The following is a 22,749-nucleotide window of genomic DNA, read 5'->3' as shown; positions in this document are numbered from 1 at the left end:
TCGCCTACATCGGCGGGACGACCCCGTTCGTGCCGACCGTGACGTTTGTGGCGGACACTGTGCCATCAGGTGCTCTTTCACCCATCACGATCACGTGCGCTCCTGCAACAAGGTCTGACTTTCCGGCAGGGGCGAAGGTGACGATCGGTGTATCGTCGGCGATGGATATCGTCTTTTCCTTGCCCTGATAGGTGAGCGTGATCGTGTGGCCATCGACCGCCTTCACGGCCTTGGCGACGGTCGCGTTGGTCATCGTGCTGTTTGGCTTCAGGTCCCAAGGGCGACTGCCTTCTCCGGTTCCCTTCATGGCGGCCGGAAAGATCAGCACTTCAAGAGCGCCGTCGCCGCCATCAGCTTTCGGCAGCGATGCAACGCCAACGAAATCGCCCGGCTTGATGTCTTCGACGGAGGCTTTCTTGATGCCGCGAACCTTCCAGTCTGGCTTCAGTGTCACCGTTTGCTCGGCGCCTTCGCGTGTTTTGACCACCAACGTGCTGCCACTCAGGCTTTCAATCGCGCCACGCACGCGTTGCGCTTCCTGGGCAAGCGCGCCGTGCGACGCAATAACGAGGAAACCCGCGGCCCAGACGAGCGCGGTAGATGCTTTAAGATTGTGTGGCATAGTCTGCTTTCCTTGCCGTCGTGCAAGCTGCGGATACGGGGCGCAGCTTAGTCCTGCCGGTCGAACGCTGACGAATCAATGAAACGTGAAAGCCAGTTCGCGCGGCAGAGACAGGTCGGATTGAGCGGGCGCGAGGGGTGCCTCAGCCCTCCAATTCCTCCCGCAGCATCTCAAGCTCCAGCCATTCCTCTTCCATTTTCGTCAGACTGTCCCGGAGCTTCTCCATCTCGGCCGCCAGACGGTTGAATGTGGTGGGGTCCTTGGTGAACAAGCTGGGGTCCGCCATCCGCTCCTCGCGTTTGGCGATCTCGGTTTCGGCCTTGGCCATTTCCTTCGGGAGATGTTCGAGCGCGAACTTCTGCTTGTAGGAAAGCTTGCCCTTTCCTTTCGCCGTCTCGGCGGAATCTGCTGCTTCCTGCTGCTTCGATCGTTCCGCCGCCTTTTCGGCCTTCCTCCGCTCCTCGACGGCGCCCTTTCGCTGCGCAAGCATATCCGAATAGCCGCCCGCATATTCGATCCAGCGCCCGTCAGGCGCATCCGGGACGGCCGGCGCAATCGTCGACGTCACAGTGCGGTCGAGGAAGTCGCGGTCGTGGCTGACGAGGATGACGGTGCCGGGGAAGCCCGCAACGATTTCCTGCAGCAGATCCAGTGTCTCTATATCCAGATCGTTGGTCGGTTCGTCGAGGATCAACAGGTTTGCCGGACGCGACATAATACGGGCCAGCATGAGCCGCGCGCGCTCGCCGCCAGAAAGGTTCCTGATCGGCGTGCGCGCCTGTTCAGGCTGGAACAGGAACTCCTTCATGTAGCCCGTCACGTGCCTCTGTTCACCGTTGACGAGCAAGTTCTCACCGCGGCCATCCGTCAGGTAATGGGCGAGCGTTTCGTCCGGATTGAGGTCTTCGCGCTTCTGATCCAGCGTCGCGATTTCCAGATTGGTTCCGAGCTTGATCGTGCCGCTGTCCGGTGCGAGCTGTCCGGTCAACATCTTCAGGAGCGTTGTCTTGCCGGCACCGTTCGGGCCGACCAGGCCGATGCAATCACCGCGATGCACGCGAATGGAGAAGGGAGCGACGATCGGCCGGCCGCCGAAAGTCTTCGTGATCTTGTCGGCTTCGATGACGAGCTTGCCGGATTCCTGCGCGTCGGAAACTGTTGCCTGCACGGTGCCCTGCGGGCCTTTGTGGCCGCGATATTGCGAACGCATGGTTTGCAGCTCGCCGAGGCGGCGCATGTTGCGCTTGCGTCGTGCCGTGACGCCGTAACGCAGCCAGTGTTCTTCGCGCTCGATCGCCTTGCCGAGCTTATGCTGTTCGAGCTCTTCCGCTTCCAGCACCTGGTCGCGCCAGGCTTCGAAATGCGCAAAGCCCCTGTCGAGCCGGCGCGAGGTGCCGCGGTCCAGCCAGACGGTTGCGGTCGAGACCTTCTCGAGGAAGCGCCGGTCGTGGGAAATGAGGACGAGCGCACTGCGGCTCTTCTGCAGTTCTCCTTCCAGCCACTCGATGGTCGGCAGATCGAGATGGTTGGTCGGCTCGTCGAGGAGCAGGATATCGGGCTCCGGTGCAAGCACACGCGCGAGCGCGGCGCGGCGCGCTTCGCCGCCTGAGAGGTTTTTGGGGTCTTCCTCGCCGGTCAGCCCGAGATGCGAGAGGAGATAAGTCACGCGGTAGTGGTCGTCACCAGGACCAAGTCCAGCCTCGGCATAGGCCTGCACGGTACTGAAGCCCGCGAAATCAGGGGCCTGTTCCAGATAGCGGACGGTCGAGGACGGGTGACGGAAGACCTCACCCGACTGCGCTTCGACGAGGCCGGCGGAGATTTTCAGCAGTGTCGACTTCCCGGAGCCGTTGCGACCGACGAGACAGATCTTGTCTCCGGGCTCCACTTGCAGGGCGGCGCCGGCAAGCAATGGTGTGCCACCGAAGCTGAGAAAGATGTCATCGAGTTTCAGAATGGGAGGCGCCAAAGATCAGACTCCGGAAAGATCATAGGGGCGGGCGAGCACAATGGCGCGGCCGCTCTCGAGCGAAAGGCGCACCTTGCCGTTCGCGACATTGGAAATGGTACGCGACGAGCCGAAGGGCAAATGGAAATCGGCGAGCGGGTAGCGCGCGTTTTCGATCGTCAGGCCGCGCAGTTCGCTGAAACCGGCAACCGAAAAGAGGCTGTCGGGCGGCAGGTCCAGCTCGGTTGCGCCGGCAATCAGTGGCACGGCCTCCTCGCTGCCTGACGTCAGAAGTACGTCATAGCCCTGTTCTGCAAGGCTGACGGCATAGAGCAGGTGCTGAATGGCATGATCGGAGCGCTCGCCCGCAAGGGCGCCTGCAAGGACAAGACGCTTCGCCCCACGCGCGATCGCTTCCGAGACCGCAATCTCGCCATCGGTGGAAGCCTTTGTAGCGGGATAGGGTTGCTTCGGCACATCAGGAAAAGCACGCTCGAGGTCAGCGGGCGTCGAATCAAAATCACCGACCCAGAGCTCCGGAACGACGCCGAGCGCAGCCGCATGACGCATTCCCCCGTCGGCGGCAATGAAACGGCTGCCCGAGATGGCGTGACGCAAGCGATCGGTTATCTGCAACTCGCCGCCAAGCAGAATGGTGAAGGTGGATTGGCTCATGCGCATTGCCCATAGCGCAAAGCAGGGGGGAAGGGAAAGGGCCGCTGCTCAGGCTTCGTCAGGGACATCCTTGATGCGCGCCTGAAAGATGTCCTCGTAGCCGGAAATGAACTTTTCGAACAGTTCTCCGAATGCCTCGATCTCTTCCGGTTTCCAGTCTTTGACCACCTCGGAAACGAATGCGAGCTTCTGCGCGCGTATCTCCGACAACAGCCGCTGTCCGAGTGGCGTCATCACGACGATGATCCGCCGCGCATCGGTCTGGGATGCCTTTCGCCGCAGAATATTACGTCCGACCATATCCGCGACGACGCGGCTCGCGCGCGACGGATCGATCCGCATCATCTCGGCGATCGTCCCGACTGTTACTTCACCGGCCTCTTGTGCGCGCCGCACGGCATCCAGTACGTCAAGGTGCGACAGCTCAAGGCCGGGCGCCACACTCTGGATGGCGAGCCGCCCGATCAGTCGGCGCCCGGTCATCAGGCGCATGCGGGTCATGCTTTGGCCAATACGCAGAATACCTGGGTCGTCGGTCGCAGCGTCTGGGTCGATCAGGTTCATCAAGCTCTCTTTCATTCCGGAAATATAGCATGCCCCATGTCAATTGAGAATATGCCAAAGTCAATAACATGTCATTGACAATTATATGCTAATAGCACATAACGTAGTCAACGCATCATCTGGAACGACGCTTCATGGACACTCAAATTGCCGCGGCGCCGCTTGTGACGGATCATCGTCGGCGGTTCATCCTCTTCCTTTTTCTAATGGCAGCCATGTTCATGGCGACACTCGACAACCAGATCGTCGCAACGGCTCTGCCGACAATCGTCGGTGAGTTCGGCCACCTCGAGCGGTTCAGCTGGGTCGGCTCGGCCTATCTGCTCGCCGTGAGCGCGGTGATGCCACTTTACGGCAAGCTCGGCGATCTCTTCGGCCGCAAGTATGTGATGATGGCCGCGATCATGATTTTCACCATCGGCTCCGCCGTCTGCGGACTGGCCATATCCATGAACACGCTGATTGCAGCCCGCGTGTTGCAGGGGCTTGGCGGAGGCGGCATCATGGTATCGATCTTCGCCGTTAACGCCGACCTGTTCGAGCCTCGCGAACGTGCGCGGTACCAAAGCTATTCCAGCCTTGTGCTGATGGCATCCGGTGCGATCGGGCCTGTCCTCGGTGGTGCGATGAGCGATCTCTTCGGCTGGCGGTCGATCTTCCTCGTCAACGTTCCGATTGGCTTCGTCGTGCTTGTCGGTCTGGTGCTCATGCTGCCTTACCGGAAGCCGAACCGCCGTCCGAAGATCGACTATGCCGGAGCCTTGCTGCTCGCCTGGACGACGGCGAGCATCGTGCTGGCTGCCGATGGCGCTCAGCTCTTCGGTTCGCTGGTGGCCCCGCAGAACCTTGTCATCATGGCACTCGGCGTTGCTACAGTCATCGGATGGATTCGCGTCGAGCGCCGCGCCGCCGAGCCAATTGTTCCGCTGTCGCTGTTCCGCAATTCCACGTTCAGCCTGTTGCTTGTTATGTCGATCATGAGCGGCGCGATCGGCATCGGCATGGTCAATTATTTCGCGCTGTTCCTGCAGACGACGACTGGTCTTTCACCCTCGGCGGCCGGCGCGTTCTTCATTCTTTTGACCGGCGGCATCGTTTGCGGGTCGCTTTCTGCGGGCCGTATCATCTCCATCACCGGGCGCTACAAGCCGTTTGCCGTAGCAAGCCTGACCTGCAGTGCCATCGCATTCGTGCTGCTCACTCAGGTTCATGCGGGAACGCCGGTCCTGCTGATCGGAGCAGTGATGGCCCTCCACGGCTTCGGCGTCGGCCTTGCGCAACAGGTGCCGGTCATCGGCGTTCAGAATGCGGCCCCAGCGCGCGACGTCGGCGCCGCAACGGGATCGGTGACGCTGTCGCGCATGGGCGGCGCATCGATTGCTATCTCGATTTACGGCGCGATCGTTGGCTCACAGCTCGGCAAGGCGGGACTGTCCATTCCCGGCGTAACTGACATCGACCAGCTGACGCCGAAAATGCTGGCGGCTTTGCCGGAGTCGACACGTCAGGCGGTGGCCGACGCCTATGCCAATGCGTTCACACCGCTTTTCATGGCGTCCTGCGCGATCGCGCTCATTGGCCTTTGCGCCGCCTTGATGCTGAAACCGACGCAGCTGCCGCGCGCGGCCGAGGTGCGGCCGGCAGCCAGCACCGAAGCAGCGGAATAAATGCCGGTGGCGGGCTAAGGCCGCCACTTGCAAGACACCAAGCGTGGCGATACATCTGCAAACGCTCTAACGGGGTGCCCGTGCCCATTCGGTGCGCGGCTGAGAGGCTGAAAGCCAACCCGCGGAACCTGATCCGGCTAACACCGGCGGAGGGATTAGACGCGTGACATCTGGCACCGCCCTTTTCCCCTTCAAGCAAACCAGAGGAGAGGTGCCATGTTCAAATTCACAAGCTGTTTGCTGTTTGCCACGGCCTTTGTCGCGACTGTCGGCCTTGCCGGCCCAGGCGCGCGGGCGGCAGACAAGACGCTCACCGTATACACCTATGAGAGCTTCACATCGGAATGGGGTCCGGGGCCGAAGGTCAAGGAAGCATTCGAGAAGACCTGCGGCTGCAGCGTCAATTTCGTCAGTGTGGCTGATGGCGTGGCGCTGTTGTCGCGCCTCAAGCTCGAAGGCGCTGGTACGAAGGCAGATGTCGTGCTCGGCCTGGACACGAACCTGACCACGGAAGCGAAGGCAACCGGCTTGTTCGATGCGAGTGGTGTCGACGTCAGTGCACTCAAAGTGCCCGGGGACTACAAGGACGATGTATTCGTGCCCTATGATTATGGCCACTTCGCCGTCATCTACGACACCCAGACGATCAAAAATCCGCCGCAGAGCATGAAGGATCTGGTCGAAGGCGACCCTTCGCAAAAGATCGTCATTGAGGACCCGCGCACCTCGACACCCGGGCTCGGTCTCTTGCTGTGGGTAAAGTCCGTCTACGGCGATAAGGCGCCTGAGGCTTGGGCAAAACTCAAAAAGCGGGTGTTGACGGTAACGCCCGGCTGGTCCGAGGCTTATGGACTTTTCACCAAGGGTGAGGCGCCGATGGTGTTCTCCTACACGACCTCGCCTGCCTACCACATGGTTGCGGAAAATACGGACCGCTATCAGGCGGCTGCATTCTCAGAGGGCCACTACATACAGATCGAAGTGGCGGGCCTGCTTAAGAATGCGCCGGACAAAGAGCTTGCGCGCGATTTCCTGAAATTCATGGTGACGCCGGGCTTCCAGGATACCATTCCGACCAACAACTGGATGATGCCGGTTTCGGCGACGTCGCAACCGCTGCCCGATGCGTTCGGCAAGCTCGTGAATCCGTCAAAGACCTTTCTGATGAGCTCGGAGGAAGTCGCGGAGAACCGCAAAGCCTGGATCGATGAGTGGCTGGCTGCCATGAGCATGAATTGATGCTTTTGACCAAGGCGGAGATGCGGCGGGTGATGTTGGGCGGGGCGCTAAGTCTTGCCGGCATTGCCGTTTTCGTCGGCCTTGCGGTCTTCGCCTTGCTTCTCTCGAGCGGTGCTTCGTCCATTCTGGCGGCGGTGCTTGAACCGTACATCCTGCGGGTCCTGCGTTTCACCTTGTTGCAGGCCTTGCTCTCGACGCTGCTATCGATCGCTTTTGCGATTCCCGTCGCTCAGGCCTTGGTGCGTCAGCAGCATTTCCCCGGACGCATGTGGATCATTCGGCTGATGGCTGTGCCGATGGGCCTGCCTGTTCTGATCGGGGCGCTCGGGTTGATCGGTATCTGGGGGCGGCAGGGCCTTATGAACGCGCTGCTGCTCAAGCTCGGCATGGCGGAACCGATCAGCATCTACGGGCTTTCCGGGATCCTGTTGGCGCATATCTTCTTTAACATGCCGCTGGCTTGCCGCTTGATGCTGGCGGCATTAGAGCGCGTGCCAGCGGAATACTGGTTGATGGCGAGTGGTCTCGGCATGCGGCCTGGCTCGATTTTCCGCTTCATTGAATGGCCGGTTCTGCGCTCGGTCATTCCCGGTATCGCCGGTCTGATCTTCATGCTGTGCGCCACGAGTTTCACGCTGGTGCTGACGCTGGGTGGTGGGCCAGCCGCGACGACCGTCGAGGTTGCCATCTATCAATCGCTGCGTTTTGATTTCGACCCTGGCCGGGCCGTCGTCCTTTCCCTACTGCAAATTGTCCTTACATCGGTGATCCTTGGGGCGCTGTCGTTTCTTCCTGCGCCTGGGGATGAGGGGATGACGGCCGGCAAGGCTCTCAGGCGGCCGGATGGCGGGCTGCCGGGTGCACGGCTTGCGGATGGCGGCGTCCTGCTGCTCGCCGCCCTGTTCCTCGGTCTACCTTTGATGTCGGTGCTTCTGGCTGGCCTTCGGTCTGATCTCATGAAGCTCCTGCGCGAACGCATCTTCTGGCAGTCGGCTGCGACCAGCCTTGCCATTTCGATCTCTGCGGCCATCCTCGCCTTGCTGATCTCGATGACGTTGGTGAGTGCGCGCCGGGCGGCGCTTCTCCGGCGCTCTGGGGCTACGGGCGCAGGAGCGTTCTTTACCGCCATGGGTGGCGCGTCGTCATTGGTGTTGCTCGTGCCGCCGATCGTCCTTGCGACGGGCTGGTTCCTTGCGCTGAGAGGTTTCGGCGACGTGAGCGCCGTCGCTCCGCTGCTGATTGTCGCCATCAACGCCTTGATGTCTTTGCCCTTTGTGATGCGTGTCCTCGAGCCGGCTTTCATCGTTCATAAGCGCCGCACACAAAAACTTGCGGCGAGCCTCGGTGTCATGGGTTGGGTGCAACTACGTCTGATCGATATGCCAGCCCTGTTCAAGCCGGTGCTCACGGCATTTTCGTTTGCAATGGCGCTGTCGCTCGGCGATCTCGGCGCCGTCGCGCTGTTCGGCTCGGACAGTTTCGTCACGTTGCCTTGGCTCGTCTATAGCCGCATGGGTAGCTATCGGACGAACGATGCGGATGGGCTGGCATTGATCCTTGGCATCGTCTGCCTGCTGCTCACGATCGCCGGCACCATGGGCCCCGTGCGCCGGGAGGTGGCTGTCCATGGGTGATCCTCAGTTCGCGATCGAAGTGCACGATGTCGGCCTCCAACTTGGCACGCAAGACTTTCACTTCGATTGCCGTCTTCCCGCCGGCGCCGTGATTGCCGTGACGGGTGCGTCCGGAGCCGGCAAGTCGACCTTCCTGAATTTGCTCGCCGGCTTCGACACGGCTGCCCAAGGGCGCGTTCTGATCGCGGGAAAAGATGTGACCGACGAGTACCCTGCGCGACGACCCGTCTCCCTCATCTTTCAGGACAACAATCTGTTTGCGCATCTCGATATTTTCACCAACATTGGCCTGGGTATTGAGCCAGCGATGAAACTCTCGACTGCCGATCGCCGATCGATCACGTCTTCGCTTGAAAAGGTGGGGCTCGCCGGTTTCGAGCGGAGAATGCCGGGGACGCTATCCGGCGGGGAGCGACAACGGGTGGCCTTCGCGCGCGCGCTTGTTCGCAATCGTCCGGTGCTCCTACTTGACGAGCCATTCGCGGCACTTGACCCCGGCTTGCGAAGTGGAATGGCAGCGCTGCTGCTCGACATGCATCGCGAGACCGGCAATACCGTCGTCGTCGTTTCTCATGATCCGGATGAAGTCAAACGCATCGCAGATTTCGGCCTTTTTATCGAGGACGGCAGGATCGTCGTGGCGGCTCCGATTGATGAGTTTCTGGGCCACGAGGATCACGCTGGATTGACGCAATTTCTCCATAGTTGACGAATCTGGCGGTCGCAACGGCACTTTCGCCATAATTTGAGGCGACCGAGGAAACTCCAAAGCACGTTAGGCTTGCTAAAATACAACGGCGCCACATTTAGTCAGAGTCTCGCTATGCAACCGATGCGGAAATCAGTTACAGCAAAGACTTGTGTCCCCGATTGTGCAGTGCAAGAGCGGGGACGGACGCCTGTTGAATCACCATGAGACCGACCGGGTCGCGGAAGCGGACCGGCCGACAAGCAAGATGACTTGGAGAGCCAGACTGGACAGCATGACGACGTGGAAATTCCCCGCGCCTTCCAGTGATGTGCTCTCGTCTGCGTGCCGTCTGGCGCGACGAGTGTCGTTCGTGTGTGCAACGAGCGTGGCGCTGTACGGCTGCCAGTCCATCCTTGAACAATCCTACCAGCCGAGCGTTGCACCGTCCTCCAGTCCGCAGATCGTCGATGAAGTGCAGAAGAACGATCCGCGCGCTGCCATGGGCGCCCGTGAGCATCCACGTATCGTTGCGAGCTATGGCGGTGAGTACAAGGATGCAAAGACCGAACGCCTAGTTGCCCGCATCGCGGGCGCACTGACGGCTGTTTCCGAGAATCCCAGCCAGTCCTATCGCATCACTATCCTGAACTCGCCGGCTATCAACGCCTTTGCACTGCCCGGCGGCTATCTCTATGTAACGCGCGGCTTGCTGGCGCTTGCCAACGACGCTTCCGAGGTCGCTGCGGTCCTCTCGCATGAGATGGGCCATGTCACAGCAAATCATGGCATCGAACGGCAGAAGCGCGAGGAAGCTGAGGTCATCGCCAGCCGCGTCGTGGCCGAGGTGCTGTCCAGCGATATTGCCGGAAAGCAGGCCCTGGCACGCGGCAAGCTCCGATTGGCTGCTTTTTCGCGGCAACAGGAACTGCAGGCGGACGTGATCGGCGTGCGCATGCTCGGTGAAGCGGGCTACGATCCTTATGCGGCTGCGCGGTTCTTGGATTCGATGGCCGCCTACAGCCGCTTCATGTCGGTCGATCCCGAGGCGGATCAGAGCCTCGACTTCCTGTCCAGCCACCCGAATTCGGCGCAGCGCATCGAACTTGCGCGCGACCATGCGCGTGCGTTTGGCCAGGAAGGCAAGGTTGGTGACACGGGCAGGGACTATTATCTCGATGGAATCGACGGCCTGCTTTACGGTGACAGCCCGGAGGAAGGCTATGTCCGCGGTCAGACCTTCCTGCATGGCGGGCTTGGTATCCGCTTTGACGTACCACCTGATTTCAAGATCGACAACAAGGTCGAGGCGGTCATGGCGACCGGCCCGGGCGATGTCGCGATCCGTTTCGATGGCGTCGCGGATAATCAGAGCCAGAGCCTGACCAACTATATCTCCAGCGGCTGGGTTACCGGCCTTGATCCGTCCACCATCCAGCAGGTCACGGTCAACGGGATGGAAGCCGCAACGGCGCGAGCGAGTGCAGATCGCTGGGACTTCGACGTCACCGTTATCCGCAACAATGCGCAGATCTTCCGGTTCCTGACGGCCGTGCCGAAGGGGAGCCCGACGCTGCAGCAGACGGCCGACGTATTGCGGGCAAGCTTCCGCCGAATGACGCCGGAGGAGACTGCGTCGCTGAAGCCTTTGCGCGTCAGGGTAGTCAAAGTACGACCGGGCGAAAATATCACGACGCTTGCTGCGCGGATGATGGGCACGGATCGAAAGCTTGATCTCTTCAAGCTTATCAACGCCTTGCCGACGGGTGCCTCCGTTTCTCCGGGCGACCGCGTCAAGATTATCGCGGAATAAAAAGAGGCCCGGCTTTCACCGGGCCAGTTCCATCACTGGGGGAGTAGCTCTTTCAGGCCGATGCGGCCATATAGGGGTCAGCGCTGACCAGCGCGCTGCGGAGTTTTTCCATTGCCCGGCTTTCGATTTGCCGGACGCGCTCCTTGGAAATACCGAGGTCGGCGCCGAGTTCCTCAAGCGTAGCGCCGTCTTCCGCGAGTCTGCGGGCGCTGATGATCTTCATTTCCCGCTCATTGAGGTGTTTCAGGGCAGAAGCGAGCCAATTGCGTCGGCGCTCGCCGTCGATCATGTTTGATACCTGTTCGTCCGGGAGCGGCTCATCGCTGACGAGGAAATCCATCTTCTCGGCACTGTCGGCATCGCCTGAAACCGAGGGTGCTTGAAGCGAGGCGTCGTTGCTTGAAAGCCTTGCATCCATCGTCTGGACGTCGGAGAGGCTAACGCCGAGAGCGGCGGCGATTTCCTGGTGGATGGACTGGAGAGTGAGCTGTGTGTCACCCCTGGCGAGCTTGGCGCGCAGCCGACGAAGATTGAAGAAAAGGGCCTTCTGGGCAGAACTCGTACCGCCGCGGACAATCGACCAGTTGCGAAGGATGTAATCCTGGATGGATGCACGGATCCACCAGCTTGCATAGGTTGAGAAGCGGACATCACGCTCGGGCTCGAAGCGTGCTGCGGCCTCCAGCAGCCCGACGTAGCCCTCCTGCACGAGGTCGCTCATCGGTAGACCGAAATTACGAAATTTTCCCGCCATTGAGATAACGAGACGCATGTGGGCCATGGCGATCTGATTGCGGGCGCCACGGTCATCATTGTTTTTCCAGCGGATTGCGAGATCGTGTTCCTCTTCGCGAGCAAGGTAGGGAGCCGCCATGGCGATTTTAATCATGCGCCGGTCTGCTGACATGTTCTTCATATCGGTCTCCTGAATTCAGGCGTCACGCCAAAAAAAGGGCAAAGAATGCTTGCTTCCGGACGTTGCTGCCCAGACCAAATTCATGTCTTGAACGTATAAAGGCCCCGAACTCTGGACGTTTCCAGATGGGGCCCTAGCTTAGGGTTATGCGCCGGTAGTACGGCCGGGTAGGACCAGTTTCTTCAAGTTGCCGGATAGGCAGAACGTGGAAGGCATGATCCGCTCCTCATCGAACGTTTACAGGAATGCGAGCGTTCGAGGGTGATGTCAGTTCCCGACGCGGTCCGCAGCTACATCCCTAAAACGCGCCAGGATGGAAAAAGTTCCAATAAAAAACCCGGCGCGAGGCCGGGTTTTTTTTCAAGAAAAACAAGGAGCTTATGCAGCTTCGTCCTGAGATTCGTCTTCTTCGATTGCCTTGCCGCGCTTCGGACCCTTGTTGAGGTTGGTCTCTACGAGACGGACGGCTTCGGTTTCCGACATCTTGTTCACGGCAGCGATTTCGCGTGCCATGCGGTCAAGCGCAGCTTCATAAAGCTGACGTTCGGAATAGGATTGTTCCGGCTGGTTTTCGGCGCGATAGAGATCGCGGACAACTTCAGCGATGGAAATGAGGTCGCCGGAATTGATCTTGGCATCATATTCCTGGGCGCGACGGGACCACATGGTACGCTTGACGCGCGCCTTGCCCTGCACAACCTTCAATGCACGCTCGACGAAATCGGTTTCGGATAGCTTACGCATGCCGATGCTCATGGCCTTGGCGACCGGCACTTTCAGGCGCATCTTGTCCTTCTCGAAATCGATAACGAAAAGTTCAAGCTTCATGCCTGCTACTTCTTGCTCTTCGATGGCGCTGATGGTACCGACGCCGTGTGCGGGGTACACGATCGATTCACCGGTCTTGAAGCCGTGACGTGCGGAAGAAGGTTTTTTCTGCTGGGTCGTCATTCTATTCAAACACTCCCTGTTACGCTTCCGGCTGCAGCCGGAGCCGGGTCAGTCAGGCCCGGATGAGACGGTCGGATCCGTCGGGTGACTTACTTCTGGTCCCACCGGACAAAAGCAAACATATCCATGCGCACAAGCTTGGAACCTCACGGCTCAAGGCGTTGATATGTCACGGAAACCGCGTTTTTGGATTTGTTTTGCTTTCGTGGTGGTTTGGGCATGCTTCATGCCGCAAAATGGATCAGTGTCAGAAAGCTATCACAAAAATATGAGGAAATCAATAATTTACTGCGCCTGAGTCATGCGCGCAACACATGACACCCATATGCCGCAGACACACTTCAAGCGTTTTCCAGCTCACTGAACCCGGTTTCAGACCTACCGGAGGATCAGTCGCCCGCTCCGGGCTTCTCCGAGAAATACTTCTCGAACTTGCCGGTTTCGCCATCCAGTTCCTTCGCTTCGGGCATGGCATCCTTCTTGACCGTGATGTTCGGCCAGATGCTGGCATACTCGGCGTTGATCTTGAGCCACTTGTCGAGGCCCGGCTCCGTGTCCGGTTTGATTGCCTCGGCGGGACATTCCGGCTCACAAACGCCACAGTCGATGCACTCGTCAGGATGAATGACGAGGAAGTTTTCGCCTTCATAGAAGCAGTCGACGGGGCAGACTTCCACGCAGTCGGTATATTTGCAGCGAATGCAATTGTCGGTCACGACATAGGTCATGAAGAACTCCAGGACTTCCATACAATGGGGCCGGGCAACCTGGAACGTCGCGCCTTCCCCCAACCGGAAAGGAAGCGGTGAGATGCTTGGGAGGCATTCACGCTATCCGGCAAGTTGATTGTGACGTATCGGCTTTGTCTGCGGATTTCAAGGATAAAGAAATCGCAGAACTCGACAGTTCGGATAGAGTTTTCTAATCCTCGTCCGACATCAGCCTGTCGATTGCACGACGTTCCTTTTTTGTGGGTCGTCCCGCCCCTGTGGCCCGCATTGCCTGCTCATAAGGTGTCAGGCGTTTTGTCTCGTCGGGCGGTGGCGTCAGATCCTCATAGAGGAGCCGGGCTTCCTCATAGGGGCCACGCCGCTCGCCGCCTGATTTGACGATGAGGACAACGTCGCGCCGCTCGAGTGCCAGCTCGACCTTGTCGCCCACCTTGACCGTTTGACTCGGCTGGAGGGCGCGCTCGCCATTGATCCGGACATGCCCGGATTGAATGTGGCTTTGTGCCAGCGAGCGCGACTTTACCATACGCGTGAAGAACAGCCACTTGTCGATGCGCTGCCGCGAACCGCTTCCTGGCTGTGTCTCCCCGCTCATCCGCTACTTCTTCATCTGCTCCTTCAAGGCAGCGAGCTTCGCGAAAGGAGAATCCGGATCAATCGGCTTTTCCTTGCGCGGTGGCTTTGCCTCGAAGCGCAGTGGCTGTGGGCCGCCGCGATTGTTGTTGCGATCCTTGCGATCGCCACGGTCTTGACGGTCGCCGCGCTGTTCGTTGCGGTCGCCGCGTCCCTGATGTGGCTTGCCGCCATCCTTGCCGTGATGCTGGCGGTTGCCGTCTCGGCCCTCGTCATTTGCACCACCTTGGCGGCGATGATCAGATCCCCGGTCCTGGCCGCGATTGTTGCCACCGCGACGTTCGCCCGGGTTGCGAGCCTGGCGCTGATTGTCCGTGCGACCACCGAGGCGCCAGAGAAGAACCGGCTTCGGCTCCTCGGCTTCTTCGGGATTTGCCGCGACTGGTTGTTCGGTCACCACTGCTTCAACAGCAGCGGGAGCTTCCGAGGCGGCTTCCTCCGATGCGCTGTCGGCATCGTCGTGATCCGCCTTCTCTGCGCCATCCTCAACCGCAGTCCCGGTCGCCAGCGCTGCCGAGGCGTCCTGAGCCGACAGATGGGCTGCTGCCTCCTCCGCCTTGACGGCATCGGAGCGATAGCCGAGCCCCTTCAGGATTTCTTCCATGTCCTCGAGTGTTGCACCAAGGATCGAAAGCATAGCGGTCGTCGTCGTGAAGCGGCGGCCGTCATATGCTCCTTCGGGACGATTTGCCTGGCCCGGCTTCCACTGAAGCAGCGGGCGGATGATATCCGCCAGGCGCTCAAGGATATCGATGCGAACCGCGCGTTTACCGAGGAATCGGAAGCCGGCCAGCTTGTAGAAGGTGCGCTCGAAACCCGGATCGGTGACGACCGAGGTGCGGCCGGCAGCCAGCACCGGAATGAGATCGCCATAACCCGGCTTGTCGAGACCGTCATTCTTCAACGCCCAAAGGAGTGTGATGAGCTCTGCAGGGGCGGGCTTCAGAAGGGCGGGGACGAAGATGTGGTAGGCACCGAAGCGGACACCGTAGCGGCGCATCGAAGCGCGGGCATCCTGATCCAGCGACTTTACTTCTTCGGTCACGTCGCGCCGGAACAGCACGCCGAGGTTCTCGACGAGCTGAAATGCCAGGCCCTTTGCCAGGCCCTGCAGATCCTCTGCGCGGGACAGATCGTCAAGCGGCTTCAGAACCGTGCTGATATGATGATTTACGAAGCGCTCGATACGGGCGGTCACGTGGTCACGTGCACTGCCGGTCAACTGCTCGTCGGCGAGAATAATGACGCGCGGGCGCATGACATGATCACTGCCTGCCAGTCGTGCCACCGGGTCGCCCAACCAGCGGATCGAACCGTCGGAGCTGATCGCGAGATCGCTATTGCCGGCCGCGTGGAGGCGAGCCGCACGCGCCTCGAATTCCAGAGCAAGCGCCTTCTGCGAAGCAGACTGAACAGCCTTGGCGTCCGGTCCCTCCGCTCCCGAAATGGGCGTGAACCGGAATCCCGACAACTGCCCCACATGATGTCCTTCAACAAAGACATCGCCATTTACACTGATTTCAGCTTCCAGCATCGCATTCTCTCTCAGGCGCTTCATGAGCACAGATGTCCTGCGATCAACAAAGCGTTTCGTCAACCTTTCATGTAACGCATCGGACAATCGATCTTCGATTTCCCGCGTCTTTTCCTGCCAGTGTGTCGGATCGGCAAGCCAATTGGGCCGATTCGATACATAGGTCCAAGTCCTTATCTGCGCGATTCGCGCCGAAAGCGTGTCAATCTCACCGTCCGTTCGATCCGCGCGATGTACCTGCTCGGCAAGGAAGTCCTCATTTACCGTGCCATAGCGGACGAGATCGGAAAAGAGGGTGGAGATGAGATCGGCGTGTTGGGCCGGCGCGATGCGCCGGTAGTCCGGAAGCGCGCAGGCTTCCCACAACTTCTCGACGCTCGCCGGATTGTTCGCAAGGTCGATGATCTCAGGGTAGCGCGACAGGTGTTCCAGCGCTTGTTGATCAACGGCAGGCAGAGCGCGTGTCAGGCCGGAAACGGTAGGGCCGGTCTCAAGGCTCGCGCGCAGCGCGTGAATGGAGGCGAAGTCGAGGTTCTTTGAGCGCCATTGCAGCACTTTTACATTGTCGAATTCGTGACCTTCGATGCGTTCGACCAATTCCTCATCGAAGGGATCGACTTGGCCGGTGACGCCAAATGTCCCATCGCGAACGTGTCGACCGGCGCGGCCGGCAATCTGCCCGAGTTCGGCAGAATTGAGATTACGGAACTGGTAGCCGTCGAATTTGCGATCCTGCGCGAAGGCGACATGATCGACATCGAGATTGAGACCCATGCCGATCGCATCCGTCGCGACCAGATACTCCACGTCTCCGGCTTGGTAGAGCGCCACCTGCGCATTGCGGGTACGTGGACTAAGGGCTCCAAGGACGACGGCTGCCCCGCCTCGCTGCCTCCGGATCAACTCGGCGATCGCATAGACTTCATCCGCCGAGAAGGCGACGATCGCCGAACGTTGAGGCAGGCGTGTGATCTTCTTTTGTCCGGCGTAGAACAGCTGGGAAAGTCGCGGTCGCTCGACAACGGTAATGCCCGGAAGAAGCTGCTGTAAAATTGGACGCATAGTGCCGGCGCCGAGCAGCAGCGTCTCGTCGCGACCGCGCAGATGCAGGATACGGTCCGTAAAGATATGACCACGTTCCAGATCGCCCGCGAGCTGCACTTCGTCGATTGCGACAAAGGCGGCTTTGGTCTCGCGCGGCATCGCCTCAACCGTGCAGACCGAAAAGCGGGCGTTGGGAGGCGATATCTTCTCCTCGCCCGTTACCAGCGCAACATTCTGGATCCCGACCTTTTCGGCGACGCGTGTATAGACCTCGCGTGCCAGCAGCCGCAACGGTAGTCCGATCACGCCAGTGCCGTGCGCAACCATGCGCTCGATGGCATAATGCGTCTTGCCGGTATTGGTTGGCCCGAGCACCGCGGTTACTCCGCGCCCGCTCAGTATCATCGGCTGCGATGTCAGTGTCATGGTCCTGCAAGTGAGGCGAGGGTGCCCCAGGTCAAGTCAGCTCCTCTCCGAGAGCAGACAACACATGGACAGCCGTTGTCTCAAACGCAAGGGCTGATTTGAATTTACTCTGCGGTTTTCTGTTGCGCGAAAAGCTTGCAGATTGCTCGTTTTGCGATTCGGAACAGCTTGAGAACGAATCGGAGACGAATCGCTGACTCCGGCTGATTCAGTGTTTGTTCACGGCTAAGTATTGATTTTGAATCACTTTTTCCCACAAGATGCTGAATCTTGAAATTCGCGCCATACGTGTGGCCGGATTTGCATCTAGGCTGTCAACGGCCTTTCGCCGAAAATCGACAATCGATCCAGCCCGCCCCGACACCCCCATGATGCTAACGTTCCTGAGAGGAACCGGAAAATGCGGCTCGATCTGGTTTTTTCCATGAAAGCGGAACAGTTGATACATAGGGAACAAAAAACGGTGGTGTGTGTTTCTCGTCCATTCCAAGTGTAATGACGTTGAGGACTTGAACCATGCTTGGCACGATACTTCTGATTATCCTTATTCTGCTTTTGATCGGCGCCTTACCGAATTGGGGCTATAGCCGGGGATGGGGCTATGGACCTTCGGGCGGTTTAGGGCTAGTTCTCGTGATTATTATTATTCTTGTGCTGCTTGGTCGCATCTAAGCGACGGAAAAAACTGGGAGATATCTCATGATGAAAAAGATTGTGCTCATTGGCGCTCTCGTTGGTGCGCTTGCCTCCTGCACGGCGACTGAACAGGGTACCGCGATCGGTGCCGGTACAGGCGCCATTATCGGTGGTGCTGTCAGCAACAGCTGGGGCGGCGCTGCCGTGGGCGCAGTTGCCGGTGGTCTTGCTGGCGCATTGATCGGCCAGTCCGTTGAGCGGCGTGGCTACTGCGTCTACAGGGATCGGTACGGCCGCCGCTACGAAGCACGTTGCCCACGTTACTAAGGCCCGGGCCAGCGCCTAGCAGCCTTATCATCTTGAGATCGAAAGCGCCGGCTGAATCGGCGCTTTTTTGTTTGAACAGTGGTCGCGATACGAACGTGTCGCCGACAAGAAAAGGCCGCGTCGTTTCCGAAGCGGCCATAGTTCTCAGCGCTGAAGCGGACGATCAGTCCTTTGCGCGCTCGACGTAGGAATTGTCTTCCGTCGCGATAACAACGCGCGTGCCGGCGTTGATGTGCGGCGGCACCATGGTGCGCACGCCGTTCGACAGCATTGCCGGCTTGTAGGACGACGAAGCCGTCTGGCCCTTAACGACCGGTTCGGTTTCCGTAATTTCGAGAGTCACGTGGCGCGGCAGCTCGAGAGCAAGCGGAACGCCTTCATGGATCGACAGAATGCAGGTCATGCCTTCCTGCAGATAGGCCTTCTGATCGCCCATCGTTTCATTGTCGACGACGACCTGGTCGTAGGTCGCCGGGTTCATGAAGTGGAACCCTTCGCCATCTTCGTAGAGGTATTGGAAGTTCACGTCTTCGACGAAAGCGCGCTCCACCTGTTCGGTCGTACGCCAGCGCTCGGAGACCTTGACGCCATCGACGATACGACGCATGTCGACCTGGGTAACCGGCGTGCCCTTGCCCGGATGAAAGTTCTGAGCAGTCAGAACGACGTAGAGCTTGCCATCTACGTCGAGAACGTTGCCCTTGCGGACGGAAGAGGCGATGACCTTGACCATTAAGACTTCCTTGTAACTCGGCTTTTGGCGTCGTAGAGGACTGTCGATACAGCCCCGGAGACGCGAGTGATTATTCTTTGGGGGCGCAACTAACCTAAAATCCGGCAAATAGCCAGCCCCAGGGTTGGACAGGTCGGTCAGGACAAATGCCAATGAATCCCTCGATCGCCAAAGTGTCGCCGTGGTGGACGCCGAGCATGCATTTGGACCGCCGCCCGTTCCTGATTGGACGAAATGCGATCCAGTCTGCATTGCGCGGCTACTTCCTGAGCGAGGATTTTCTGGAGGTCGACACCGCAACGCTGCAGGTCTCGCCAGGCAACGAGGCGCACCTTCATGCGTTTGCCACTGAAGCATTGACGACCGACGGCCAGACGGCGGCGCCGCTTTACCTGCATACATCGCCTGAGTTTGCCTGCAAGAAACTGCTTTCGGCCGGAGAGCAGCGCATCGCCTGTTTCGCACACGTCTATCGCAATCGCGAGCGTGGACACTTGCATCATCCGGAATTCACGATGCTTGAGTGGTATCGTGTGGGCGAAAGCTATGAGAGCCTGATGATGGACTGCGTTCGCATTTTGGCGCTTGCTGCAGAAACGATGAAGACGGCACGGCTCACCTATAAAGGCAGTGACTGCGATCCGTTCGCAGGGCCGGACCGAACAAGCGTTGCCGCAGCTTTCGAACGCTATGCCGGCATCGATCTCCTGGCTTCCGTTTCCGCCGATGGTGCGACGGATCGGGCGCATCTCGCTGACCAGATGAAGCGGATCGGCATGCGTGTTGCGGACGATGATGGCTGGGCCGATCTGTTCAGCCGCGTCCTTGTCGAGAAGGTCGAGCCTCATTTGGGTTTCGGTCGAGTGACCATTCTTGACGAGTATCCGGTGTCGGAAGCAGCGTTGGCGCGCCCCTCCGCTCGTGATCCCCGTGTTGCCGAACGTTTCGAGGTCTATGCTTGCGGGGTCGAGCTTGCGAACGGCTTTGGCGAGCTTACCAATCCGGCGGAACAGCGCCGTCGCTTCGAGATCGAGATGTCTGAGAAGGCCCGCATCTACGGCGAAAGCTATCCTCTGGATGAGGATTTTCTGGACGCGCTTGCCATCATGCCCGAGGCAAGCGGGATCGCTCTCGGCTTCGATCGGTTGGTGATGCTGGCAACCGGCGCGTCGCGGATCGATCAGGTGATGTGGGCCCCGGTCGCGGAGTACGGCAGATGAACAGTATCGTGCCTATCAAGACCGTCGAGGGTCTGGAAAGCGCTGGGCTGCTGGGTCAGAGAGACCGGGACGCGTTGGCTGATGTAGCCGCACGCTACGCCATTGCATTGACGCCAGCGGTCGCGCGCTTGATTGATCGCACGGACGCTGCAGACCCAATCGCCAGGCAATTCGTACCAGATGCGGCCGAGCTCAACGTCGTGCCCGAAGAGCGTGCGGATCCGATCGGCGACGAAGCCCATAGTCCCGTGCAGGGGATCGTTCATCGCTATCCCGATCGGGTACTGTTGAAGGCCGTGCATGTCTGCCCAGTCTACTGTCGTTTCTGCTTTCGCCGCGAGATGGTTGGCCCGCAAGGCTTGGGCACGCTAGACCCCGAGGCAATGACGGCAGCCTTTGCCTACATTCGAGACCATAAGGAAATCTGGGAGGTGATCCTGACGGGCGGCGATCCGTTGGTGCTGTCTCCGCGACGGTTGGAAGAAATTCTTCGCGAACTGGCATCGATCGATCACGTGAAGATCGTGCGGTTCCATACACGCGTTCCCGTGGTGGATCCTTCAAGAGTTGATGCAGCCTTGATTGCAGCCCTGAGAGCGAGTGGCAAAACCGTCTACGTGGCGCTGCATGCCAATCATCCTCGCGAACTGACCGAAGAGGCACGCGCGGCGTGTGCCCGTCTGATCGATGCCGGAATTGTCATGGTCAGCCAATCGGTGCTCCTGCGGGGCGTCAATGATGATCCAGAAGTACTTGCAGGGTTGATGAAGGCCTTCGTCGAGACGCGTGTGAAGCCTTACTATCTGCACCATCCGGACCTCGCTCCCGGCACGAGCCATTTTCGGCTGACGATCGAAGAAGGGCAGAAGATCGTCGCCGCTTTGCGCGGCCGGATCTCCGGTCTCTGCCAACCCACCTACATACTCGACATACCGGGCGGCCATGGCAAGGCCGTCATCGGTGAGCAGTCGATCAGAGAGGCGGGCGAGGGCTGCTATTCTGTTTCGGATTATCGCGGTGCCGAGCACCTGTATCCGCCGGTCGCCTAGTGAAAACGGGGCGGGCGAAGTGTTGTTCTTGAACAATGTGTCGCGAGACCTCTTCATGGCGCGAGAATATAAATGGTAGGCAAGATATTGAAATCCAACGTAAGTTCCACGTCATCTCGTTTCTCCTATAAGAATTTAGTTGAGGTGCTTAGCTCACTTTAACTACGTCATTTAGGAGAATTTTGTCTTTTCCAGACTACGTCTATTCCGAGAACAAGGCAGTTTCGCCACTCGAGATATGATCATCTTGGAGAAGTCATAATGAATACTACGATCCGTGAGCTCCTGGTCAAATTTGGAAAGCTTCCCGTCTCTGTTGACCAAGTTGCCGACGATGCCGACCTTTATGCGGTGGGCCTAACTTCCTTCGCTTCCGTGCAGCTTATGCTTGGCATCGAAGAGGCATTTGATATCGAGTTTCCCGACAATCTCTTGAATCGCAAGTCTTTCGCCAGCATCGCGGCGATCGCGAAGACTGTCGACCAGATCAAAGATAGCCGGAAGGTCGCCTAAATGAACTTTCCGGTCAAAATCGCGGAAGAGGATCTTGCCTCCAGAGTCGCCCGTGTGTCAGCGATTGCGGCAAAGCATGCGGACTCCGTCGATCTTGATGGGAGGTTCCCGCACGAAGCGGTGGAGGCAATGAGGGCCGAGCGACTGCTCGGAATTCAGATCCCACGCCATTGCGGGGGCGAAGGCGCGACGATCGCACAGATAGCCGAGCTGTGCTCGATGCTTGGGCAGGCGTGTTCGGCGGCTGCCATGGTCTTCGCCATGCATCACATCAAGCTCTGCAGTCTTGTCGAGCACGGCGCCGAGAGCGAATGGCATCGGGCCTTCATGCAACGCGTGGCGGCCGAGCAATTGCTGATCGCATCGGCGACGACGGAGGGCGGCATTGGCGGCAATCTCAGGAATAGCATCTGTGCGATCGAGGTGGAGGGTGATAGTTGCCGTCTCGAGAAAGACGCGACCGTCATATCCTATGGCTCCTACGCCGATGCGATCATGATTACGTCGCGCGCCCATGCAAATGCGGCTTCCTCCGATCAGGTCCTGACTGTCTTCCTCAAGGAGCAGTACGCTCTGGAAAAGACCCACGCGTGGAACACGCTCGGCATGCGCGGTACGTGTTCGGATGGCTTCCTCTTCAAAGGCGAGGCCCCAGCTCGACAAATTCTACCGAAGCCCTTCGCGGAGATCGCGGCTCAATCCATGCTGGCTTCATCGCACCTGCTTTGGAGCGGCGTGTGGTACGGCATCGCCGTCGATGCCGTGGGGCGGGCGCAGGCGTTCGTGCGCGCTGCGGCGCGCAAGTCACCAGGGGCGCCACCGCCCGGAGCCCTGCGATTGGCCGAGGTCTCCAATCTGCTGCAAATGGTTCGCTCGAACGTCGTCGCCGGCCTGAAGGCCTACGAGGATGCCAAGAGCGACGCAGACAAGCTTTCCTCGATGGGCTTTGCCGTGACGATGAACAACGTGAAGATTGCCTCATCGGAAACGATTCTCGAAATCGTCAATCACGTGATGCTGATTTGCGGGATCATGGGCTACAAGAATGGCACGCCATTCAGCGTCGGCCGACATCTGCGCGATGCCCACTCCGCACAACTCATGATCTCGAACGACCGCATCCTCGGCAACACGTCGAGCATGCTTCTTGTCCACAAGCAGGACACTAGCTTACTGGGGTGACGAC

General features: G+C 59.3%; 21 protein-coding genes and 1 riboswitch. Of the genes, 11 read left to right on the top strand and 10 right to left on the bottom strand.

Annotation, left to right across the window (positions count from 1 at the left end; genetic code table 11):
• Positions 1-4: 4 nt before the first annotated feature.
• From PMI09_RS13675 to PMI09_RS13660, 4 genes are all read right to left on the bottom strand, one after another.
• Positions 5-622, bottom strand: coding sequence for a DUF5666 domain-containing protein (locus tag PMI09_RS13675; RefSeq protein WP_007794658.1), 618 nt, complete (start codon positions 620-622; stop codon positions 5-7).
• A gap of 142 nt (positions 623-764) precedes the next feature.
• Positions 765-2,591, bottom strand: a complete 1,827-nt coding sequence (locus tag PMI09_RS13670; RefSeq protein ID WP_007794655.1) for an ABC-F family ATP-binding cassette domain-containing protein — start codon at positions 2,589-2,591, stop codon at positions 765-767.
• A gap of 3 nt (positions 2,592-2,594) precedes the next feature.
• A complete protein-coding gene (locus tag PMI09_RS13665) occupies positions 2,595-3,245 on the bottom strand; it encodes a thiamine diphosphokinase (RefSeq protein ID WP_037083029.1) in 651 nt (216 codons plus the stop codon).
• Between the two features lie 48 nt (positions 3,246-3,293).
• Complete coding sequence (locus PMI09_RS13660; RefSeq protein ID WP_037083026.1) at positions 3,294-3,824, bottom strand: MarR family transcriptional regulator; 531 nt, start codon at positions 3,822-3,824, stop codon at positions 3,294-3,296.
• A gap of 119 nt (positions 3,825-3,943) precedes the next feature.
• Here PMI09_RS13660 and PMI09_RS13655 point away from each other — a divergent pair, with 119 nt between their 5' ends.
• From PMI09_RS13655 to PMI09_RS13635, 5 genes are all read left to right on the top strand, one after another.
• Complete coding sequence (locus PMI09_RS13655) at positions 3,944-5,476, top strand: MDR family MFS transporter (RefSeq protein ID WP_007794647.1); 1,533 nt, start codon at positions 3,944-3,946, stop codon at positions 5,474-5,476.
• A gap of 60 nt (positions 5,477-5,536) precedes the next feature.
• Positions 5,537-5,648: riboswitch (TPP riboswitch) on the top strand.
• A 44-nt stretch (positions 5,649-5,692) separates the two neighbouring features.
• Complete coding sequence (thiB, locus tag PMI09_RS13650; RefSeq protein ID WP_007794644.1) at positions 5,693-6,715, top strand: thiamine ABC transporter substrate binding subunit; 1,023 nt, start codon at positions 5,693-5,695, stop codon at positions 6,713-6,715.
• Positions 6,715-8,349, top strand: coding sequence for a thiamine/thiamine pyrophosphate ABC transporter permease ThiP (gene thiP / locus PMI09_RS13645; protein WP_007794642.1), 1,635 nt, complete (start codon positions 6,715-6,717; stop codon positions 8,347-8,349). The genes thiB and thiP overlap by 1 nt, the downstream gene beginning before the upstream one ends.
• Positions 8,342-9,058 (top strand): thiamine ABC transporter ATP-binding protein, encoded by a 717-nt coding sequence (locus tag PMI09_RS13640; RefSeq protein WP_007794640.1) that lies wholly within the window; start codon positions 8,342-8,344, stop codon positions 9,056-9,058. The genes thiP and PMI09_RS13640 overlap by 8 nt, the downstream gene beginning before the upstream one ends.
• Before the next feature lie 247 nt (positions 9,059-9,305).
• Positions 9,306-10,850: a M48 family metalloprotease gene (locus tag PMI09_RS13635; protein ID WP_037083065.1), complete on the top strand. Its 1,545-nt coding sequence runs from the start codon at positions 9,306-9,308 to the stop codon at positions 10,848-10,850.
• Between the two features lie 52 nt (positions 10,851-10,902).
• Here the strand turns inward: PMI09_RS13635 and PMI09_RS13630 are convergent, their stop codons facing one another.
• From PMI09_RS13630 to PMI09_RS13610, 5 genes are all read right to left on the bottom strand, one after another.
• Positions 10,903-11,766, bottom strand: coding sequence for an RNA polymerase factor sigma-32 (locus PMI09_RS13630; RefSeq protein ID WP_007528357.1), 864 nt, complete (start codon positions 11,764-11,766; stop codon positions 10,903-10,905).
• A 378-nt stretch (positions 11,767-12,144) separates the two neighbouring features.
• The gene (locus PMI09_RS13625) at positions 12,145-12,717 is read right to left on the bottom strand and encodes a CarD family transcriptional regulator (protein ID WP_007528356.1); all 573 of its coding nucleotides are present in this window, start codon (positions 12,715-12,717) and stop codon (positions 12,145-12,147) included.
• Positions 12,718-13,106: 389 nt separating this feature from the next.
• Positions 13,107-13,445: a ferredoxin FdxA gene (gene fdxA, locus PMI09_RS13620; protein WP_007794632.1), complete on the bottom strand. Its 339-nt coding sequence runs from the start codon at positions 13,443-13,445 to the stop codon at positions 13,107-13,109.
• 193 nt (positions 13,446-13,638) lie between these two features.
• Entirely contained in the window at positions 13,639-14,043 is a 405-nt protein-coding gene (locus PMI09_RS13615) for an RNA-binding S4 domain-containing protein (protein WP_007794629.1), read from the bottom strand.
• A 3-nt stretch (positions 14,044-14,046) separates the two neighbouring features.
• Complete coding sequence (locus tag PMI09_RS13610) at positions 14,047-17,085, bottom strand: helicase-related protein (protein ID WP_007794623.1); 3,039 nt, start codon at positions 17,083-17,085, stop codon at positions 14,047-14,049.
• A gap of 516 nt (positions 17,086-17,601) precedes the next feature.
• Between PMI09_RS13610 and PMI09_RS30390 the strand changes: the two genes are divergently transcribed.
• Together PMI09_RS30390 and PMI09_RS13600 are read left to right on the top strand one after the other, a co-directional pair.
• Positions 17,602-17,757 (top strand): DUF3309 family protein, encoded by a 156-nt coding sequence (locus PMI09_RS30390; protein WP_007794620.1) that lies wholly within the window; start codon positions 17,602-17,604, stop codon positions 17,755-17,757.
• Between the two features lie 27 nt (positions 17,758-17,784).
• Positions 17,785-18,048, top strand: a complete 264-nt coding sequence (locus tag PMI09_RS13600) for a YMGG-like glycine zipper-containing protein (RefSeq protein ID WP_007794616.1) — start codon at positions 17,785-17,787, stop codon at positions 18,046-18,048.
• A gap of 163 nt (positions 18,049-18,211) precedes the next feature.
• Here the strand turns inward: PMI09_RS13600 and efp are convergent, their stop codons facing one another.
• A complete protein-coding gene (efp, locus tag PMI09_RS13595) occupies positions 18,212-18,781 on the bottom strand; it encodes an elongation factor P (RefSeq protein ID WP_007794613.1) in 570 nt (189 codons plus the stop codon).
• A 152-nt stretch (positions 18,782-18,933) separates the two neighbouring features.
• On the opposite strand from efp, the gene epmA reads away from it, so the two are divergent.
• The 4 genes from epmA to PMI09_RS13575 all read left to right on the top strand — a co-directional run bounded on the left by epmA (position 18,934) and on the right by PMI09_RS13575 (position 22,745).
• Positions 18,934-20,001: an EF-P lysine aminoacylase EpmA gene (epmA, locus tag PMI09_RS13590; RefSeq protein WP_007794610.1), complete on the top strand. Its 1,068-nt coding sequence runs from the start codon at positions 18,934-18,936 to the stop codon at positions 19,999-20,001.
• A complete protein-coding gene (locus PMI09_RS13585; RefSeq protein WP_007794607.1) occupies positions 19,998-21,050 on the top strand; it encodes a lysine-2,3-aminomutase-like protein in 1,053 nt (350 codons plus the stop codon). Before epmA ends, PMI09_RS13585 begins: the two co-directional genes overlap by 4 nt.
• A gap of 261 nt (positions 21,051-21,311) precedes the next feature.
• Positions 21,312-21,563: an acyl carrier protein gene (locus tag PMI09_RS13580; RefSeq protein WP_007794604.1), complete on the top strand. Its 252-nt coding sequence runs from the start codon at positions 21,312-21,314 to the stop codon at positions 21,561-21,563.
• Complete coding sequence (locus PMI09_RS13575) at positions 21,564-22,745, top strand: acyl-CoA dehydrogenase family protein (RefSeq protein WP_007794601.1); 1,182 nt, start codon at positions 21,564-21,566, stop codon at positions 22,743-22,745.
• The last annotated feature ends 4 nt before the right edge of the window (positions 22,746-22,749 follow it).

Origin of the sequence: Rhizobium sp. CF122 (assembly GCF_000282035.1) — a bacterium.
Taxonomy (GTDB): Bacteria; Pseudomonadota; Alphaproteobacteria; order Rhizobiales; family Rhizobiaceae; genus Rhizobium.
The sequence above is the reverse complement of the archived record's forward strand: the minus strand, read 5'-3'. Positions and strand labels throughout refer to the sequence as shown.

What these genes read in the sequence shown, in the direction of transcription:
- PMI09_RS13585 (WP_007794607.1), top strand. Translation starts at nt 19,998, where the DNA reads ATGAACAGTATCGTGCCTATCAAGACCGTCGAGGGTCTGGAAAGCGCT.
- epmA (WP_007794610.1), top strand. Translation starts at nt 18,934, where the DNA reads ATGAATCCCTCGATCGCCAAAGTGTCGCCGTGGTGGACGCCGAGCATG.
- PMI09_RS13635 (WP_037083065.1), top strand. Translation starts at nt 9,306, where the DNA reads ATGACTTGGAGAGCCAGACTGGACAGCATGACGACGTGGAAATTCCCC.
- PMI09_RS13675 (WP_007794658.1), bottom strand. Translation starts at nt 622, where the DNA reads ATGCCACACAATCTTAAAGCATCTACCGCGCTCGTCTGGGCCGCGGGT.
- PMI09_RS13575 (WP_007794601.1), top strand. Translation starts at nt 21,564, where the DNA reads ATGAACTTTCCGGTCAAAATCGCGGAAGAGGATCTTGCCTCCAGAGTC.
- efp (WP_007794613.1), bottom strand. Translation starts at nt 18,781, where the DNA reads ATGGTCAAGGTCATCGCCTCTTCCGTCCGCAAGGGCAACGTTCTCGAC.
- thiP (WP_007794642.1), top strand. Translation starts at nt 6,715, where the DNA reads ATGCTTTTGACCAAGGCGGAGATGCGGCGGGTGATGTTGGGCGGGGCG.
- PMI09_RS13655 (WP_007794647.1), top strand. Translation starts at nt 3,944, where the DNA reads ATGGACACTCAAATTGCCGCGGCGCCGCTTGTGACGGATCATCGTCGG.
- PMI09_RS13600 (WP_007794616.1), top strand. Translation starts at nt 17,785, where the DNA reads ATGATGAAAAAGATTGTGCTCATTGGCGCTCTCGTTGGTGCGCTTGCC.
- PMI09_RS13615 (WP_007794629.1), bottom strand. Translation starts at nt 14,043, where the DNA reads ATGAGCGGGGAGACACAGCCAGGAAGCGGTTCGCGGCAGCGCATCGAC.
- PMI09_RS30390 (WP_007794620.1), top strand. Translation starts at nt 17,602, where the DNA reads ATGCTTGGCACGATACTTCTGATTATCCTTATTCTGCTTTTGATCGGC.
- thiB (WP_007794644.1), top strand. Translation starts at nt 5,693, where the DNA reads ATGTTCAAATTCACAAGCTGTTTGCTGTTTGCCACGGCCTTTGTCGCG.
- fdxA (WP_007794632.1), bottom strand. Translation starts at nt 13,445, where the DNA reads ATGACCTATGTCGTGACCGACAATTGCATTCGCTGCAAATATACCGAC.
- PMI09_RS13665 (WP_037083029.1), bottom strand. Translation starts at nt 3,245, where the DNA reads ATGAGCCAATCCACCTTCACCATTCTGCTTGGCGGCGAGTTGCAGATA.
- PMI09_RS13630 (WP_007528357.1), bottom strand. Translation starts at nt 11,766, where the DNA reads ATGAAGAACATGTCAGCAGACCGGCGCATGATTAAAATCGCCATGGCG.
- PMI09_RS13580 (WP_007794604.1), top strand. Translation starts at nt 21,312, where the DNA reads ATGAATACTACGATCCGTGAGCTCCTGGTCAAATTTGGAAAGCTTCCC.
- PMI09_RS13660 (WP_037083026.1), bottom strand. Translation starts at nt 3,824, where the DNA reads ATGAAAGAGAGCTTGATGAACCTGATCGACCCAGACGCTGCGACCGAC.
- PMI09_RS13640 (WP_007794640.1), top strand. Translation starts at nt 8,342, where the DNA reads ATGGGTGATCCTCAGTTCGCGATCGAAGTGCACGATGTCGGCCTCCAA.
- PMI09_RS13625 (WP_007528356.1), bottom strand. Translation starts at nt 12,717, where the DNA reads ATGACGACCCAGCAGAAAAAACCTTCTTCCGCACGTCACGGCTTCAAG.
- PMI09_RS13610 (WP_007794623.1), bottom strand. Translation starts at nt 17,085, where the DNA reads ATGACACTGACATCGCAGCCGATGATACTGAGCGGGCGCGGAGTAACC.